The sequence below is a fragment of the Arthrobacter sp. alpha11c genome, from assembly GCF_054149985.1.
In genome coordinates, this window is the sequence record NZ_CP196747.1 from 2,713,846 (window position 1) to 2,733,257 (window position 19,412).

A 19,412-nucleotide genomic window follows, 5' to 3' on the forward strand; every position below is an offset into this window, starting at 1 on the left:
TGTTACCCGAACCCCTGTGTGCACCGGTTTGGGTGGTGGGGGTGGGAAGCTTTGTGGTTACAACATGTGTGTTCCCTCGGTGTTGAGGGTCCTGTGGTGTTGTTATTCAGTTGTTGGTTCCTGTGAGCAACGGGTTGTTGTTCGGGAACCACATAGTGGACGCGTGCAGTGTTTTGTGTGTGGTGTAAGTTGTTGGCCTATTAGTACCGGTCAGCTTCACGAGTCTTTGGTCCTCGCTTCCACATCCGGCCTATCAACCCAGTGGTCTGGCTGGGGGCCTCTCACACAAATTGTGTATGGAAATCTCATCTTGAAGCGAGCTTCCCGCTTAGATGCTTTCAGCGGTTATCCCATCCGAACGTAGCTAATCAGCGGTGCACTTGGCAGTACAACTGACACACCAGAGGTTCGTCCGTCCCGGTCCTCTCGTACTAAGGACAGCCCTTCTCAAATTTCCTGCGCGCGCAGCGGATAGGGACCGAACTGTCTCACGACGTTCTAAACCCAGCTCGCGTACCGCTTTAATGGGCGAACAGCCCAACCCTTGGGACCTACTCCAGCCCCAGGATGCGACGAGCCGACATCGAGGTGCCAAACCATGCCGTCGATATGGACTCTTGGGCAAGATCAGCCTGTTATCCCCGAGGTACCTTTTATCCGTTGAGCGACGGCCATTCCACAATGTACCGCCGGATCACTAGTCCCGACTTTCGTCCCTGCTTGAGATGTCTCTCTCACAGTCAAGCTCCCTTGTGCACTTACACTCGACACCTGATTGCCAACCAGGCTGAGGGAACCTTTGGGCGCCTCCGTTACTTTTTAGGAGGCAACCGCCCCAGTTAAACTACCCATCAGGCACTGTCCCTGACCCGGATCACGGGCCGAAGTTAGATGTCCAAAGTGACCAGAGTGGTATTTCAACGATGACTCCACCCGAACTGGCGTCCGGGTTTCAACGTCTCCCACCTATCCTACACAAGCCACTCCGAACACCAATACCAAACTATAGTAAAGGTCTCGGGGTCTTTCCGTCCTGCTGCGCGTAACGAGCATCTTTACTCGTACTGCAATTTCGCCGAGTTTATGGTTGAGACAGCGGGGAAGTCGTTACTCCATTCGTGCAGGTCGGAACTTACCCGACAAGGAATTTCGCTACCTTAGGATGGTTATAGTTACCACCGCCGTTTACTGGGGCTTAAAATTCTCAGCTTCGCCCCCGAAGGGGCTAACCGGTCCTCTTAACCTTCCAGCACCGGGCAGGAGTCAGTCCGTATACATCGTCTTGCGACTTCGCACGGACCTGTGTTTTTAGTAAACAGTCGCTTCCCCCTGGTCTCTGCGGCCCACACCCGCTCCACAGAGCAAGTCTGTATCACGGGGCAGGCCCCCCTTCTCCCGAAGTTACGGGGGCATTTTGCCGAGTTCCTTAACCATAATTCTCTCGATCGCCTTGGTATTCTCTACCTGATCACCTGTGTCGGTTTGGGGTACGGGCGGCTAAAACCTCGCGTCGATGCTTTTCTAGGCAGCATAGGATCACCGGATCCCCCCGAACGGGGGTCCCATCAGATCTCAGGAGCGTGCTCGAAGCACACAGGAACGGATTTGCCTATCCCTGACCCTACATCCTTGGACCGGGGCAACCATCGCCCGGCCCGGCTACCTTCCTGCGTCACACCTGTTAATACGCTTACCTCCCGGGATCAGGTCCCGCGCTCGGCCAAAACCCACACACCACAAGGGTGGGCGGGCAGGCTCCGGGCGGTTAGTATCCCCCGCTTGGCATGGGCGGTTTTTCGCCGGTACGGGAATATCAACCCGTTGTCCATCGACTACGCCTGTCGGCCTCGCCTTAGGTCCCGACTTACCCAGGGCAGATTAGCTTGACCCTGGAACCCTTGATCATTCGGCGGACGGGTTTCTCACCCGTCTTTCGCTACTCATGCCTGCATTCTCACTCGTGTAGGCTCCACCGCTGGTTTCCACCGCGACTTCACTGCCCACACGACGCTCCCCTACCACTCCACACCCCTGAACCACGAAGGCTAGGGTACTGTGTGAAATCCACAACTTCGGCGGTGTACTTGAGCCCCGCTACATTGTCGGCGCGGAATCACTTGACCAGTGAGCTATTACGCACTCTTTCAAGGATGGCTGCTTCTAAGCCAACCTCCTGGTTGTCTTCGCAACTCCACATCCTTTCCCACTTAGCACACGCTTAGGGGCCTTAGTTGGTGGTCTGGGCTGTTTCCCTCTCGACTATGAAGCTTATCCCCCACAGTCTCACTGCTGCGCTCTCACTTACCGGCATTCGGAGTTTGGCTGACGTCAGTAACCTTGTAGGGCCCATCGGCCATCCAGTAGCTCTACCTCCGGCAAGAAACACGCAACGCTGCACCTAAATGCATTTCGGGGAGAACCAGCTATCACGGAGTTTGATTGGCCTTTCACCCCTACCCACAGCTCATCCCCTCCATTTTCAACTGAAGTGGGTTCGGTCCTCCACGACGTCTTACCGTCGCTTCAACCTGGCCATGGGTAGATCACTCCGCTTCGGGTCTAGATCACGCCACTACACTCGCCCTGTTCAGACTCGCTTTCGCTACGGCTACCCCACACGGGTTAACCTCGCGACGTAACACTAACTCGCAGGCTCATTCTTCAAAAGGCACGCCGTCACCAGAATCAGACTGGCTCCGACGGATTGTAAGCACACGGTTTCAGGTACTGTTTCACTCCCCTCCCGGGGTACTTTTCACCTTTCCCTCACGGTACTGGTCCGCTATCGGTCATTAGGAAGTATTTAGGCTTATCAGGTGGTCCTGACAGATTCGCACGGGATTTCTCGGGCCCCGTGCTACTTGGGATCCTCTCCAGGCGGTACACAACATTACGGTTACGGGGCTCACACCCTCTCTGGCCGGCCTTTCAAGACCGTTCACCTATGCCTGCACTACACACCCCACCAGTCCGGCAGAACCAGTACGGAAAGTCCCACAACCCCGCCCATGCAACGCCCGCCGGCTATCACACATGGAAACGGTTTAGCCTGATCCGCGTTCGCTCGCCACTACTAACGGAATCACTCTTGTTTTCTCTTCCTGCGGGTACTGAGATGTTTCACTTCCCCGCGTTCCCCCCACGCACCCTATGTGTTCAGATGCGGGTCACACAATCACCATGACAGCGTTGTGCGGGGTTTCCCCATTCGGACATCCTGGGATCAACGCTCGGTTATCAACTCCCCCAGGCTTATCGCAGATTCCTACGTCCTTCTTCGGCTCCTAATGCCAAGGCATCCACCGTGTGCCCTTAAAAACTTGACCACACAAAGATCAAACTCTCGTTTGACCATGCATCATCTATTCGAGAGAACCACGACCACAAGGGCCAGGTTCATTCATAAGAAATTGCTGTAGGAACACACACACGTGTGTGTTCCAGATGCTCGCGTCCACTATGTAGTTCTCAAACAACAACCCCATCAACCAGACCCCCGGACACCACAACCCACACACCCACAAAAGGAGCGGAGCCGCTAAACAGTGACCGGTGATACCGGAAGCAGGAACAAAAGAAACACCAGAAGATGCCCCCATGCATTGCTGCAAAAAGGTCCTGTTGCCTCAGGACCCAACAGTGCGCCAAACACAACCCACACAAACCACGCCCCAGCGCGTTCCTGACACCACCACACCCCCAAAGGGGACGCGGCACTGCCGTACTAACACCAGGACACAACCGGAAAGGCCATGCCAAAAAAACTCTTGATTCGTTGATGTTTCCACCCATGAGCACCCACCGCAGAACAGACGCCTGCGCAATGGGCAACACTGACAACCCGTCATCCACCCATGCAGGTGAACAACACAGCTGTTAGCAGCTCCTTAGAAAGGAGGTGATCCAGCCGCACCTTCCGGTACGGCTACCTTGTTACGACTTAGTCCCAATCGCCGGTCCCACCTTCGACGGCTCCCCCCACAAGGGTTAGGCCACCGGCTTCGGGTGTTACCAACTTTCGTGACTTGACGGGCGGTGTGTACAAGGCCCGGGAACGTATTCACCGCAGCGTTGCTGATCTGCGATTACTAGCGACTCCGACTTCATGGGGTCGAGTTGCAGACCCCAATCCGAACTGAGACCGGCTTTTTGGGATTAGCTCCACCTCACAGTATCGCAACCCTTTGTACCGGCCATTGTAGCATGCGTGAAGCCCAAGACATAAGGGGCATGATGATTTGACGTCGTCCCCACCTTCCTCCGAGTTGACCCCGGCAGTCTCCTATGAGTCCCCGCCATAACGCGCTGGCAACATAGAACGAGGGTTGCGCTCGTTGCGGGACTTAACCCAACATCTCACGACACGAGCTGACGACAACCATGCACCACCTGTAAACCGACCGCAAGCGGGGCACCTGTTTCCAGGTCTTTCCGGTTCATGTCAAGCCTTGGTAAGGTTCTTCGCGTTGCATCGAATTAATCCGCATGCTCCGCCGCTTGTGCGGGCCCCCGTCAATTCCTTTGAGTTTTAGCCTTGCGGCCGTACTCCCCAGGCGGGGCACTTAATGCGTTAGCTACGGCGCGGAAAACGTGGAATGTCCCCCACACCTAGTGCCCAACGTTTACGGCATGGACTACCAGGGTATCTAATCCTGTTCGCTCCCCATGCTTTCGCTCCTCAGCGTCAGTTACAGCCCAGAGACCTGCCTTCGCCATCGGTGTTCCTCCTGATATCTGCGCATTTCACCGCTACACCAGGAATTCCAGTCTCCCCTACTGCACTCTAGTCTGCCCGTACCCACTGCAGAACCGGAGTTGAGCCCCGGTCTTTCACAGCAGACGCGACAAACCGCCTACGAGCTCTTTACGCCCAATAATTCCGGATAACGCTTGCGCCCTACGTATTACCGCGGCTGCTGGCACGTAGTTAGCCGGCGCTTCTTCTGCAGGTACCGTCACTTTCGCTTCTTCCCTACTGAAAGAGGTTTACAACCCGAAGGCCGTCATCCCTCACGCGGCGTCGCTGCATCAGGCTTTCGCCCATTGTGCAATATTCCCCACTGCTGCCTCCCGTAGGAGTCTGGGCCGTGTCTCAGTCCCAGTGTGGCCGGTCACCCTCTCAGGCCGGCTACCCGTCGTCGCCTTGGTAGGCCATTACCCCACCAACAAGCTGATAGGCCGCGAGTCCATCCAAAACCACAAAAGCTTTCCACCACCATGACATGCGCCAGATGGTCGTATCCGGTATTAGACCCAGTTTCCCAGGCTTATCCCAGAGTCAAGGGCAGGTTACTCACGTGTTACTCACCCGTTCGCCACTAATCCCCCAGCAAGCTGGGATCATCGTTCGACTTGCACGCGTTAAGCACGCCGCCAGCGTTCATCCTGAGCCAGGATCAAACTCTCCGTTGAAAAATAACAGACACAACCACACCCACCGGAAATAACGGCCAGGCGCGGCTGCACAAAATTCGAAACCAGCTGAAAACCAGACCACCACACACGGGGGTGCGCAGCAATCCGGCCATAATTTCAACGAATCAATAAAACAATCGGCATCAACAAACTTGGCACACTATTGAGTTCTCAAACAACAGACACTAACCGGCACCACCAGACCCCTAACAGGGCCACAGGATCGCTCCGGAGCAACTTTTCAAACTTACCGGCTGGATCTCTCGGAGTCAAATCGGCAAGCTTGACTTGATTTTTCCTTGCGGTTTCTTGTCAGCTTGGCGATCTCCACTCGGGGACCAGCGCGGGTACTAACTATACCCCTACTCAGCCGAGATGGCAAAGCCGCTCAGAGAGGGGCTCCTTGGGCACCTCAACTACCCCCAGACGGAGTCAGGGAGGGCCTGGAGCATGCGGCTCCGGACCCTCCCTGCCTCGTGAAGAAATACCCGGGTATCGAAGGACCACCCGGCTCTTTGAAGAACTACTCGGCCAGCGTGAACCAGGACGCGCCAAGCGGTGCGGGAGTGTTACGGTCAATGCCGCCGGCTGGCCATCCGTCCCCGGCGAGGCAGCCTTCAGTGTTCCAGAGTTGATGACGCCCGAACCACCGTAGGTTTCGGAATCGGTGTTCAGGACTTCAACCCACTCCCCTGCTTCCGGTACGCCCAGGATGTAATCGTTGTGCGGGCCACCGGAGAAGTTGACTGCGCACACCAACGGCTTGCCATCGTGGTCCCAGCGAATGAAGGTCAGCACGTTGTGGTCGGCGTCCCCACCGTTGATCCACTGGAAGCCGCCGGGTTCGTTGTCGCGGACATGCAGTGCAGGCGTTGACGTGTAGAGGCCGTTGAGGTCCCGGACCAAGAGTTGGAGTCCGCGGTGGGCCGGGATGTCCGCCAGGAACCAGTCGAGTCCGTACTGCTCGGACCATTCGGCTTCCTGACCGAATTCGGTGCCCATGAAAATGAGCTGCTTACCGGGGTGTGCCCACTGGTAGGCGAAGAAGGCGCGGAGGTTTGCCAGTTGCTGCCAACGGTCACCGGGCATCTTGCGAAGCATTGATCCCTTGCCGTGGACTACTTCGTCATGGCTGATGGGCAGGAGGAAGTTCTCCGAGAAGGCGTAGACCATGGAGAACGTGATGGTGCCGTGGTGCCACCGGCGGTTGATGGGGTCTTCCGAGATGTATTTCAGGGAGTCGTGCATCCACCCCATGTTCCATTTGAGGCCAAAGCCGAGCCCGCCGTGGTTGGTAGGGGCGGTGACACCGGGGAATGCGGTGGATTCCTCTGCGATGGTGACGGCGCCAGGGTGCGTCTTGTAGACGGTCGCGTTGACCTCCTGCATGAAGGAAATAGCCTCGAGGTTCTCGCGGCCACCGAACTTGTTGGGTTGCCACTGTCCTTCTTCGCGCGAATAGTCCAGGTAGATCATGGAGGCCACGGCGTCCACGCGCAGTCCGTCAATGTGGAATTCTTCAAGCCAATAAAGTGCGTTGGCAACCAGGAAGTTCCGCACCTCGGTGCGTCCGAAGTCGAAGATCAGAGTGCCCCAGTCCGGGTGTTCGCCCAGGTTGGGATCTGAGTGCTCGTACAGTGCCTCGCCGTCAAAACGGGCCAGCGCCCAGGAATCCTTGGGGAAGTGCGCAGGGACCCAGTCCAGCAGGACACCGATGCCGGCCTGGTGCAGGGAGTCCACGAGGAACCGGAACTCATCCGGGTGCCCGAACCTGGACGTAGGCGCAAAGTAGGACGTGACTTGGTAACCCCAGGAACCGCCGAAGGGGTGTTCTGCCACGGGCATGAACTCCACGTGGGTGAAACCTAGCCACTTCACGTAGTCAACCAGTTCCTTGGCCAGTTCCTTGTAGCCCAGGCCAAGGCGCCAGGATCCCAGGTGGACTTCGTAGACGCTCATGGGCGAGTTGTGCGGGTCCTTTTCGGCACGCGCTGTCATCCACTCCGCGTCCTTGAAGCGGTAGCTGGAGTCCACCACGCGGGATGCCGTCAGTGGCGGAACTTCCGTGCCGAAGGCCAAGGGGTCAGCCTTTTCCAGCCAGTGCCCGGACTTGCTCAGGATCTCGGTATCTATAGCACGCCCCTGCTACAACCCCGGGAATGAAGACTTCCCAGACACCGGACGAGCCCAGGGAACGCATTGCGTGGCTACGGCCATCCCAGCCGTTGAAATCACCCTTGACCCGGACCGCTTGGGCGTTCGGGGCCCAGACAGCAAAGGAAACACCGTCTACTTCACTCAGCGAAGAGCGGTAATGCTGGACGTGGGCGCCAAGGACATCCCAGAGACGCTCGTGCCGGCCTTCGCCGATCAGGTGCAGATCCACCTCGCCCACGGTAGGCAGGTAGTGGTAAGGGTCATCAATGGTGACGGGTTCGGCGTCGTACACCACTTCCAGACGGTAGTCCGGAACATGGCCGTGCTGCAGCGGATCCAGGACAGCGGCCCAAATGCCGTTGGCCTCGTGCTCCATGGCAGTGCGTCCGGCCTCCGTCACCACGGTCACCGACTTGGCGAGGTGCTTAACGGTCCGGATGGTGACGTGGCCGTGATCGTCCAGGTGGGCGCCGAGCACGGAGTGTGGTGCGTGGTGGGCTCCAGCTGCCACGCGGGCCAAGGTCTCGGAGTCCACATGCAGGGGAACTCGGGGCCGTTCGGTGCGTGCAGAGCCTGTCATTTCATTACCTTCCGCTGTAGCCGCGGCGTGCTTGCCGCGGCTCGTGTTGTCGAGGATTTGCCGTGATGCGTTGACCGGAATGGACAGCCAGTCCGGCCGGTTCCGCAACTCATAGACCACCTCATATAAGGCCTTGTCCAGCCACAATGCCACAAAGAGCGGCGAGCGGCGGTCAATGGTTCCCGGCATGACTTCGCTGTATCCGGCCAGGAACGCGGTGGAGCAGTCATCCGCCCATGTCGCGGGCACCTTGGCTTCCGCGTTCTCACGGACGGCGGCTCCTGCCGCATAGTCGAAGGAGCGGAGCATTCCAACTACGTCCCGCAAGGGGAGGTCGGGCGTGTTGCGCTCGCTAATGGTCCGGAGGGGCTCGCCTTCGAAGTCCAGGATGGCCCACCGGCCCGGCGCCCCATTTTTTCCGGGAACCTTGAGTATCTGGCCAAGGTGGAGGTCGCCATGGATGCGCTGCAGCTGGCCCACATCGCGGGGATGCAGCGTGGCCAGCAGCTCTTCGAGGTTGCCCTCATAAGGCCCGACGGCGGAAGCCGCTTCTGCCCATGACTGGCGGACACGCCCGGCCAGGGTCGCAATGATGTCGGCGCCCTGCGTCTGGCCATCCAGTGTGCCGAAAGTTTCCGCGAGCCTGGCGTGGACCGTTGCTGTTGCGGCACCGAGTTCGTGGGCCTCTTTGGTGAAATCGGCACCGGCTGCAGCGGCCTCGACAGCCAGCCTCCATGCATCCAGTCCCCCCAGCAGGAATTCATGGGCCACTGTGAGCTCGCCGGTGGCCGAACCGCTTTGGCCCTGACCATCCCAGGAACCCGTGATCCAACCCAACGTTGCCGGGACCTCGGTTGTCCCTGCTGCCGTCAGCGCAGCACCCAACTCCACCTCGGGATTCTTGCCTGCCGCCAACACACGGAAGATCTTCACGATCGCCGTCGAACCGCCGTCGTCAATGATGACGGACGTGTTGGACTGCTCGCCGGACAGCACGCGGACCGAGGTGGGCCCTTCCGGAAGGGCCACACGGCCCCGGGTGAGATGGCCCGCGGCGAGGCCGTCACCCACGGTGTCCTCCCGGCGCATGAGGTCCAGCCACGCCATGATGAACTCGGTGTCGTACACGGCGTCGTACACGAGTCGCAGCCCCAGTTCCGGATCCGTGACCTCCCCCAGCAAGGCAGTGGGAGCATCCGGCAACGGCTGGCTCCTGAAGCTCAACGGCACCTGGACAACGTCGGTCCGGGGACCGCCGTCGGCCGTGCGATAGGTCACGGCCAGCAGTTCAACCTGCAATCCGGCGCTACCTCCCGGGTATGGGAGGTTGAACCCGCCAACACGCTCCAGCGTAAAGTCGGGGCTCTTCACCGGGAACCAGCGTTTGGTGGGAAGCCAGCTCCGGAGAAGACTTTCGATCGAGGGGTTAAGTGTTCCCTTTTTCATCTCATCCTTTGGTCGACACCACGGGAATCGCCTGGGTAAATGGCGATGAGGGGTTGGAAAATGCTGAGCGCAGCCGCAGCCAATAGAAGTTGTGGCTACCCAGCATGACCGTCAGTTGGCCGTTGTCTCCAACGGCCGGGAATGTTTGGCCACCGAAAATGTCGCGGAAGCCCCTGCCTGCGTATTCCGGCAGATCCAGCGTGGCGGCCACCGGGTGCTGTGAAAGGTTGAAGACGCAAAGAATGGTCTCCGCATCCTCGCCTTCAGGGTTGCCCGCCGGCAGTTCCCGGACGTAGGCCAGAACTACCTCGTTGTCCGCTTCAATGTGGCGGAAACTTCCCAAGCCGAACACAGGGTGATTCCTTCGCACGCTCAGGATCTGCCGGGTCCATCGCAGCAGTGAGCCTGAATGCGCTGCCTCCGCTTCAACGTTGGCCATGCTGTAGTTGTAGACCAGCGACTGGATCACCGGCAGGTACAGCTTGCCCGGGTCCGCCCCCGAGAAACCCGCGTTCCTGTCCGGGTTCCATTGCATGGGTGTGCGGACGGCATCACGGTCATCAAGCCAAATGTTGTCCCCCATGCCGATTTCGTCCCCGTAATAGAGGAAAGGGCTACCTGGCAGGGAGAGCAACAGAGCGTTAACGAGCTCAATCTCAGCCCGGGAATTGTCCAGCAGCGGAGCCAGCCTCCGCCGGATGCCAATGTTGGCGCGCATCCTGGGGTCCGGTGCGTACCAGCCAAGCATGGCGGCGCGGTCGTCCGCGCTGACCATCTCCAGCGTGAGTTCGTCGTGGTTTCGCAGGAAGGTCCCCCACTGGGCGCCCTTGGGAATCTCCGGAGTCTCCCGCAGGGTCTGGATGATCGGAGCCGCCTTCTGGTCCCGCAGGGCATAGTAGAGCCGGGGCATGATCGGGAAGTGGAAGGCCATGTGGCATTCCGGGGCTTCCTCGGTGCCGAAATACTCCACCACCTCGTGAGGTGGCTGGTTTGCCTCGGCGATGATCACGCGTCCGGGGTAGTTGGCATCCACCATCCTGCGCAGGTCTTGCAGGAAGGCGTGGGTGGCCGGCAGGTTCTCGCAGTTGGTGCCTTCCTCCTCGAAGAGGTACGGAACGGCGTCCGCGCGGAAGCCATCGATTCCCTGGTCCAGCCAGAACCGGATGACGTCATAGAGTGCCTCGATGACTTTAGGGTTCTCGAAGTTCAGGTCCGGCTGGTGGCTGAAGAAGCGGTGCCAGAAAAACTGGCGCCGGATGGGATCGAAGGTCCAGTTGGATTCCTCCGTGTCCACAAAGATGATGCGCGCATCCTGGTATTTCTCATCCGTATCGCTCCAGACATAGAAATCGCCGTAGGGACCCGTGGGGTCCTTCCGCGATTCCTGGAACCACGGATGCTGGTCCGAGGTGTGGTTCAGCGGGAGGTCGATGATCACCCGGACGCCGCGCGCGTGCGCCTCCGCCACGAGGCGCTTGAAGTCGCTGATGGTGCCAAACTCGTCCAGCACCGAGGTGTAGTCGGCAATGTCATAGCCGCCATCACGCAACGGGGAATGGAAGAACGGCGGCAACCAGAGGCAGTCGACGCCCAGCCATTGAAGGTAGTCCAGCTTCTCGATCAAGCCGTGGAAGTCACCGGAGCCATCCCCGTTGGCATCCGCAAAGGCCCGCACCAGTACTTCGTAGAAGACTGCCTTGCGGTACCAGTGCGGATCATGCTGGAGACCGGGGGCATTCAGCTCGAAGGTGTTCTTCGGAGTGAAGTACTGGCTCGGGTTTTGCGGAGAAAAACTCACTAAGGCTGCCTCCGGATGCTCAGGATGTGTGCGGGCTCCACGTGTGCGTCGAGCCTGACGTAGTTGTGTTCACCCCACCACCAGCTTTGCCCGCTGATCAGGTCATCCACCAGGAACCGGCCGTCCTCGTTGAAGTCCGCAGGATCCAGCTGCAGAGCCGCCAAGTCCAGGGAGACGGTGCTCTCGCGGGTGCTGTGCGGATCTACGTTGACCACGATGATCAACGTGTCCTTGGTGCCGTCCGGCAACGTCTTGTGTTTGGAATAAACGATCGTTGCGTCATCGGTGCTGCTGTGCAACGTCAGGTTCTGCAGGTCGCCCAGGGCAAGGTGGTCCTTGCGGATGGTGTTCAGCCTGGTGATGTACGGCGCCAACGTGCGGCCCGACGCAGCAGCGCCTTCCCAGTCCCTGGCCTTGTACTCATACTTTTCGTTGTCGATGTACTCTTCTGCCCCGGGCCGTGCCACGTGTTCGTACAGCTCGTAGCCGGCGTACATTCCCCAGACCGGGCTTGCCGTCGCGGCAAGGACAGCCCGGATGCGGAAGGCCGCGGGACCGCCGTACTGGAGGTACTCCGTGAGGATGTCCGGCGTATTCACAAAGAAGTTGGGCCGGAAGAAAGCAGCGCTCTCGTGGCTGACCTCATGGAAATACTGCTCCAGTTCGGTCTTGGTGTTCCGCCACGTGAAGTAGGTGTATGACTGCTGGAACCCTGCCCTGCCCAATGCGTGCATCATGGGTGGACGAGTGAAAGCTTCGGCCAGGAAAACTACCTCTGGATTCTTTTTGTTGATCTTTCCAATCAACCATTCCCAGAACCAGACAGGCTTTGTATGCGGATTGTCCACGCGGAAAATCTTCACGCCATGGCTGATCCACAACTGCACGATCCTCAGGATTTCCTTGGAAAGGCCCGCCGGATCGTTATCGAAGTTCAGGGGATAAATATCCTGGTATTTCTTTGGCGGGTTTTCGGCATAGGCGATGGACCCATCCACGCGGGTGGTGAACCATTCCGGGTTGGACGTTACCCAAGGGTGGTCAGGGGCTGCCTGCAACGCCAGGTCCAGTGCAACTTCGAGTCCGAGCTCGCGGGCGTGGGAAACAAAAGCGTCAAAATCTTCAAAAGTGCCCAAATCCGGGTGGATTGCATCGTGGCCGCCGTCCTTGGAACCAATAGCCCACGGCGAGCCCGGATCCTGCGGGCCCGGTGTCAGCGTGTTGTTGCGGCCCTTGCGGTGCTGGAAACCGATCGGGTGGATCGGCGGCAGATAGATAACGTCAAAGCCCATCTCCGCAACCGCCTCCAGGCGCTTGGCTGCGGTGCGGAAATTGCCCGAGGTCCACATACCCGTGGCGTGATCCAAAACCGCGCCCTCGGAACGGGGGAAGAACTCGTACCAGGAACCACGACCGGCGAGGTCACGTTCCACCTGCAGCGGGAACGGCTCCGAAACCGTCACGAGCTCGCGGATCGGAACACGTCCGACGGCGGCCAGCACCTCTGGGCTGAAACCGGCGCCAAGGCGCTCCTCGGCAGATTTGGTGGTGTCGGCAAGGACAACTGAAGCAGCACGCAAGGTGCGCTTCTCCGCAGCGGTGCGACCGGCGTCGTCCTCGGCTGCCTCCGAAAGGAGGGCGCGCCCTCGGCGAGCATCAACTCAACGTCAATGCCGGCACCCACTTTCACTTCAGCGTTGTGGTGCCATGTTCCATAGCGGTCATGCCAGGCCTCAATGACGAAAGACCACGCGCCCGTTCCGGATGGCGACAGCAAACCCTCCCAGCGGTCCAGGCCTTTCCAGCGCTCATCCTTGGCCGGTGCCATACGGACCCGCTGGCGCTCCTTGCCCTTGGGATCGAGCAGGACGGCGGAGACGCCGAGTTGATCATGTCCTTCACGAAAGACGGTCGCGCCGATGGCGAGATCCTCACCCGGAAGGGCCTTCGCGGGGAACCGGCCACCCTCAACCACCGGCTGGACAGCCGTGATGGGGAACCGGCCGAAGCGAAGTCCGGCGGTGATGTCCGTTTTCGTCTTGGATTTCAAAGCGGTCATGGTTCGCGAGGTATTCGTCACAACCACGACGTTAGCGACAAAAATCCAAGAATGCTAAGCACACGAGCCATCTTCGCGACGCAAGATGACTTTTACCTAAAAGAAACCCAAACCAGTTCCGACTGCCATGTGAGTCCGTTAGTGTGGCGCTCGTGAAGGCAATTCGAAGATTTACAGTCCGTACCGTCCTCCCTGAGCCCATCCGGCCGCTGGCCCGCTTGGCGACCAACTTGCGCTGGTCCTGGCACCGGCCCACCAGGGAACTTTTTGCGAGCCTTAACCCGGCTCTCTGGGAGGCCGCGCAGCATGACCCCATCGCCCTCCTGGGGTCCATCAGCAGGGAGCAGCTCCAGGACCTGGCCAGCAACGGCGAAGTCGTTAACCGGGTACAGGAAGCTGCAGCCGATCTGGACCGCTACCTCAGCGAGCCGCGCTGGTACCAGGGCTTGGGTGAAGAAGCCCCGGCGTGCATCGCCTACTTCTCACCGGAATTCGGCATCACCGAGGTTCTCCCCCAGTACTCCGGTGGCCTGGGCATCCTTGCCGGCGACCACCTCAAAGCCGCATCGGACCTCGGTGTCCCGTTGATCGGCGTCGGGCTCCTCTACCAGGCCGGCTACTTCAAGCAGTCGCTGTCCCGTGACGCCTGGCAGCAGGAAACGTATCCGGTACTGGACCCGGACGGCCTGCCGCTGACGCTCCTGCGCCAGCCCGCCAAGGACGGCGTTCCCGGCAAGCCGGTGCACATTTCGCTTCCGCTTCCAAATGGCCGCGAGCTTCACGCGCATGTGTGGCGTGCCGACGTCGGACGCGTTCCGCTGCTGCTGCTGGACTCCAACGTGCCCTCCAACGACGAAGCCGCGCGCGGCATCACCGACCGCCTGTACGGCGGTGGCGGCGATCACCGCCTCCAGCAGGAACTGCTGTTGGGCATGGGCGGCGTCAAGGCCCTGCGCGTCTACCAGGAACTGACGGGCACGCCCGCACCGGAGGTCTTCCACACAAACGAAGGCCATGCAGGATTCCTGGGAATCGAACGCATCCAGGAAGCGATGTCCGACGCCAATGATCCCCTCACCTGGGACGAAGCCCTCGCTGCAGGCCGTGCATCCACCGTCTTCACCACGCATACCCCCGTACCGGCAGGAATCGACCGTTTCGAGACCCTCCAGATCAAGCACTTCTTCGAAGCCGGGCTCGCCCCGGACGTGCCTGTGGACCGGATCCTGGAACTCGGCCGGGAAAACTACGACGGCGGGAACCCCTCCGTCTTCAACATGGCAGTCATGGGCCTGCGCCTGGCGCAGCGTGCCAACGGCGTAGCCAAGCTGCACGGCGTAGTTTCGCGGGAAATGTTCTCCGGTCTCTGGCCCGGATTCGACCATTCCGAAATCCCCATCACCTCCGTGACCAACGGCGTCCACGTTCCCACCTGGGTGGACCCACGGATATCCTCCTTGGCACGGCAGCAGTTCGGCGCAGAAGCCGAAGCCCTGGGCCGTTGGGACCTCGCCTACAACGTCAGTGACGAGGACGTGTGGGGCCTCCGCAAGCAACTGCGTACCCAGCTCGTCGAAGACGTCCGACGCAGGCTGCGCGCCTCATGGAAGACACGCGGTGCTGCCGACGCCGAGCTCGGCTGGACGGACAGCGTACTGGATCCGGACGTGCTGACCATCGGCTTCGCCCGAAGGGTGCCCACCTACAAGCGACTCACGCTGATGCTGCGCGACCCCGCCCGTCTGAAGGCCCTCCTCCTGGACCCCAAACACCCCATCCAGTTGGTTATTGCAGGCAAATCGCACCCCGCAGACGACGCCGGCAAGAAAATGATCCAAGACCTTGTCCGGTTCACCGACGACCCCGAAGTGCGCCACCGGATCGTGTTCCTCCCGAACTACGACATCGCCATGGCCCGCACCCTCTTCCCCGGCTGCGACGTCTGGCTCAACAACCCACTGCGGCCGCTGGAAGCCTGCGGCACGTCCGGGATGAAGGCAGCCATCAACGGCTCGCTCAACCTCTCCGTCCTGGACGGCTGGTGGGACGAAATGTACGACGGCGAAAACGGCTGGGCGATCCCCACAGCCAACAACGGCGCATCCGCAGATGAACGCGACGACATCGAAGCTTCCGCACTCTACGAGCTGCTGGAAACCCAGGTGGCACCGCGCTTCTACGGGACAACTGTGGCCCAAGGCGCCGGCGCAGCAGGACCCTCCGAATCCAGTCGCGAGACCGTGCCCACGCACTGGGTATCCATGATCAAGCACACCCTGGCGAACCTGGGCCCGGCAGTCTCAGCCGAACGCATGCTGCACGACTACGTCAACAACCTCTACTGCCCCGCAGCAGTAGCCGGCCGCCGGGCCACCGCTGAATCGTTCAAGGAAGCCAAGGAACTCGCGGCCTGGACCTCCAAGGTCCGCAGCGCATGGCCTGAAGTCGTCGTGGAGCACGTCGACTCGGTCGGGGTATCCGAAGAACCCCAGGTTGGCGACACCCTCCAGGTCAACGCCTACGTGGCACTCCACAACCTGACCCCCGACGACGTCTCCGTGGAAGTAGCCTTCGGTCGCGCCGAGGAATCCGATGAGCTTGAGGACATCGTCGTAGCGGAACTGGACTCCTTGGAGAACCTCGGCGGCGGACGCCACCTCTTCCACGGCGACCTGGTCATCAACCGCTCAGGATCCTTCGGCTACACCGTCCGGGTGTTCCCGAAGCACTCTGCGTTGGCTTCCAAAGCTGAACTTGGGTTGATCGCGAACGCCTAAGCCTGAGTCCCAATCGGGTGACCCCGACCCTCCGCGTGCTGCTCCTTCGTCGCTTTGACGCACGCTTCCGGGTCGGTGTCACCCGATTGGGTTTTGTCTGCCGTGTCGCGCGGTCAGTTCCGCGTTGTGGCACCTCGTGTCCTCCGGGTTCTCGGAGGTCCGCTGCAGGAGTCTGCGGTCTTTTGTTGTTTAGTTTTGGAAGACGGCGATGATTGCGAGGTCGCGGCCTGCGTAGCGTTCGGCGTCTTGGAGGATTTCGCAGACTACGCCGAAGGAGCGGTCCGTGCGGTAGGCCGCTGGGACTTGCCAGATCATCGTGACGGGAGTGCCGTCGTCGTCGGACAGGGCGTCTGCGAAGTCGTGCAGGGAGTCGTTGAGGGCGTCCAGGTTCACGCCGTAGTACTCCGGGAAGTCCAGGACCTGGCCAAAGACCTCCAGAACGCCTGATTTTGTTGTCGCTGGCGGGACGAGGACGGTCCTGCGCCCGGCGTCTGCCACCTGCTCCTGAAGTTCTTCGATGGTCCAGGTGTCTGCGGAATAGATCTTCATGGGCTCCTACTTGCCTTCGACGATGAACTTGAACGAATCGTAATGGTCAGCGGTGTAATACTTCGCCGTGTCCTTGCCAACAATGATTCGGCGGGCGCCACGGTCTGACTCACCCGGTGTTGGGACCGTGTATTCCTTGTAAAATCCGCTGGACTTCTTGGGGAGGAGTCCTTCGAAGTTACCGAAGTTCACGCCGTCCTTGTCATAGGGATAGGGCCCGCCTTTCGCAATCAGGGCAAGCGTCTGTTGCGCTTCCCTGGGTAGCTGCGAGGCGTTGATGGTGGGCAGCGCAGAGGGGTTTGCCACGGACGGCGCCGTTGACGCGAGCCAGGCTCCGCCGTCGTGCTTTGTATGCTTGACGTTTCCGGAGGGGCGGTCAGCGGGCCGCCGCCAACCATTGCGGCCACAAGCGCGACGACGGCAATCACCAGAGCTGCGAAGGCCAGCAGTTTGCTGCTGCTCCGTTTCATGCAGGGGCTCCTAGGTGCGATAAATGTTGATGGTGTTGGCTTGCAGGATATCCCGCTCGCCTGACGCCACCAGCGCACCCTTCCGGCGTTCATGCAGCACCGAGGTTGTGAACCGGAGTTCGAACATCCGCTTGCCGATGCCAGTTTCGCTGAGGATCTCGGGAAGCACCATCTTCACGTCCTGGTTGCTGCCGTTCACCACGATCAAGCCACGGATTTCGCTGTCCTCATGACCCATCAGGAGCTGAATGGAGCGCGCATTGGGATCATTCCAACGCGCGGGCGTCATGCGCTTTCCCTTGTCGTCGAACCACTGCAGGCTGGAATCATTCGCGTGAGCGGGGAAGCTCTCGGGTTGGTGGCGAAGGAACCACCGGCGAAGCCTGACAAGCTCCCTGGTGGTCTGGAACATGGCGTTGGCTTCCTGGGTCCGGCTCCAGTCCAGCCATGCAGTGGGATTGTCCTGGCAGTACGCGTTGTTGTTGCCGTGCTGCGTACGCCCGATCTCATCACCAGCGGTGATCATGGGGACACCGATGGACAACAATAAGGTGGCCATCAGGTTCCGGACGGAGAGTGCCCGGGCAGCCACGATTTCCTCGTTCTCGCTGCGGCCTTCAACGCCATGGTTGTAGCTGCGGTTGTCTCCGTGGCCGTCGCGGTTCTGCTCACCGTTGGCCTCGTTGTGCTTTCGGTCGTAGCTCACCAAGTCCTTGAGCGTGAAGCCGTCGTGAGCCGTGATGAAATTGACCGAGGCCAAGCGCGTGCGGCCGGACGGCGCGAACAGGCTCGCCGAACCCGCCATCAGCTCAGCCAGCGACGCGACTGAGCCGCCTTGGCCGCCGGCTTCGATCGCAGCGCGGTCGGACAGCCAGAAGCGCCGGACGCCGTCGCGGAAATGATCGTTCCAGTCGGACCATCCCTGCGGGAACCGCCCTGTCTGCCAGCCGCCGTAACCCACGTCCCAAGGCTCAGCGATGAGCTTGACCTCTGACAGGACCGGATCCTCGGCAATGGCCCGCTTGAACGGATGATTCGGATCGAATTGGTTGCCGGCATCCCGGCACAACGTCACGGCGAGGTCGAAGCGGAAGCCGTCCACGTGGAACTCATTCACCCAGTACCTCAGGGAATCCAAGGCAAGGTCAATCACCACGGGATCACTGAAATCCAGGGTGTTGCCGCACCCGGTGGTATCCAGATACCGTCCATGCGCATCGTGCCGGTAGTAGCGCTTCTCCGCGAGGCCGCGGAAACTCAGCGCAGGCCCGTCTGGTCCGGCTTCCGCGGTGTGGTTGTAGACGACGTCCAGGATGACCTCGATGCCGGCGGCGTGGAGCAACTTGATCATGCCCTTGAGCTCGTCCTGCACAGCGTGGGGGCCGGCGTTCCGCGCAGCCTCAGTGGCGTAATCGGAGTGAGGAGCAAAGAAGGCCGCGGTGTTGTATCCCCAGTAGTTCGTCATGCCCAGGTCCTGGAGGTGGGACTCGTCCAGGTGGAAGTGGATAGGCAGGAGTTGTACGGCAGTGATTCCAAGCTCGGTTAGATGTTGGATCATTACCGGGTGCGCCATCCCGGCATACGTTCCGCGGAGGTGCTCCGGGATCTCCGGGTGAAGCATCGTCTGACCGCGGACGTGGGCCTCGTAAATGACTGACGTACGCATGGGCGTCCGCGGCGGTGCGTCGTCTCCCCAGTCGAAATCCGACGCCATGTGGACACTTGTGAGGAATTCGCCCCGCTGGTCCACAGCGCGACCATAGGGATCCAGCAACAGTGACTGTTCGCCGTCGTCGTCAACATCCAGTGCCGGTACTGACATCGGCAGCCCGCCCTCAAGCGGAGCAGCGCGGAAACCGTACCGTGTGCCCGGCGGCATGCCGCTGACGATGCCAAAGTGCACACCGTCCTCCAGATTGGGAAGGGTGTGAACCCGCCAACCATCACCCGGTGCCTGGTAGGCCACTTCAACGCGTTCCAAGTCCGGAGCAAACACTGCAACGTTCACGTTGTCTGTCTGCTGGGTGAGGGCATCAAAGAAGTCGGGCTGGGGCTTGCTCAGTCCGAGGGGCCGGGGGCGCGATGCATCCAGTGCGGCTGCTGGGTCCAAAATAGGCATAACCATTGCTTGCAAGTTTAGTTCCATACAGGATGAGTGCTG

General features: G+C 60.2%; 5 protein-coding genes, 2 rRNA genes and 3 pseudogenes. 1 reads left to right on the forward strand and 9 read right to left on the reverse strand.

The window, feature by feature from the left end; translation table 11 throughout:
* Positions 1–179: 179 nt before the first annotated feature.
* The 6 genes and pseudogenes from ACTAQJ_RS12275 to ACTAQJ_RS12300 form a co-directional block, all read right to left on the reverse strand.
* A 23S ribosomal RNA gene (locus ACTAQJ_RS12275) occupies positions 180–3,326 on the reverse strand.
* Positions 3,327–3,891: 565 nt separating this feature from the next.
* Positions 3,892–5,412: ribosomal RNA gene (locus ACTAQJ_RS12280) — 16S ribosomal RNA — on the reverse strand.
* Together the 16S and 23S rRNA genes form the textbook arrangement of a ribosomal RNA operon.
* Positions 5,413–5,938: 526 nt before the next feature.
* Positions 5,939–9,598 (reverse strand): annotated as a pseudogene (locus tag ACTAQJ_RS12285) (1,4-alpha-glucan branching enzyme).
* 1 nt (position 9,599) lies between these two features.
* Entirely contained in the window at positions 9,600–11,396 is a 1,797-nt protein-coding gene (treS, locus tag ACTAQJ_RS12290) for a maltose alpha-D-glucosyltransferase (protein ID WP_498696462.1), read from the reverse strand.
* Entirely contained in the window at positions 11,396–12,745 is a 1,350-nt protein-coding gene (locus tag ACTAQJ_RS12295; RefSeq protein ID WP_498702185.1) for an alpha-1,4-glucan--maltose-1-phosphate maltosyltransferase, read from the reverse strand. Before ACTAQJ_RS12295 ends, treS begins: the two co-directional genes overlap by 1 nt.
* 135 nt (positions 12,746–12,880) lie before the next feature.
* A pseudogene (locus tag ACTAQJ_RS12300) lies at positions 12,881–13,455 on the reverse strand (maltotransferase domain-containing protein); the annotation flags it as partial.
* Between the two features lie 152 nt (positions 13,456–13,607).
* Between ACTAQJ_RS12300 and glgP the strand changes: the two are divergent.
* Complete coding sequence (gene glgP, locus ACTAQJ_RS12305) at positions 13,608–16,232, forward strand: alpha-glucan family phosphorylase (protein ID WP_498696464.1); 2,625 nt, start codon at positions 13,608–13,610, stop codon at positions 16,230–16,232.
* Between the two features lie 189 nt (positions 16,233–16,421).
* Here glgP and ACTAQJ_RS12310 read toward each other — a convergent pair whose 3' ends face one another.
* From ACTAQJ_RS12310 to glgX, 3 genes and pseudogenes are all read right to left on the reverse strand, one after another.
* A complete protein-coding gene (locus ACTAQJ_RS12310) occupies positions 16,422–16,781 on the reverse strand; it encodes a barstar family protein (protein ID WP_498696466.1) in 360 nt (119 codons plus the stop codon).
* A gap of 6 nt (positions 16,782–16,787) precedes the next feature.
* Positions 16,788–17,251, reverse strand: a pseudogene (locus ACTAQJ_RS12315) (guanyl-specific ribonuclease).
* Between the two features lie 10 nt (positions 17,252–17,261).
* Entirely contained in the window at positions 17,262–19,376 is a 2,115-nt protein-coding gene (glgX, locus tag ACTAQJ_RS12320) for a glycogen debranching protein GlgX (RefSeq protein WP_498696469.1), read from the reverse strand.
* Between the last annotated feature and the right edge of the window lie 36 nt (positions 19,377–19,412).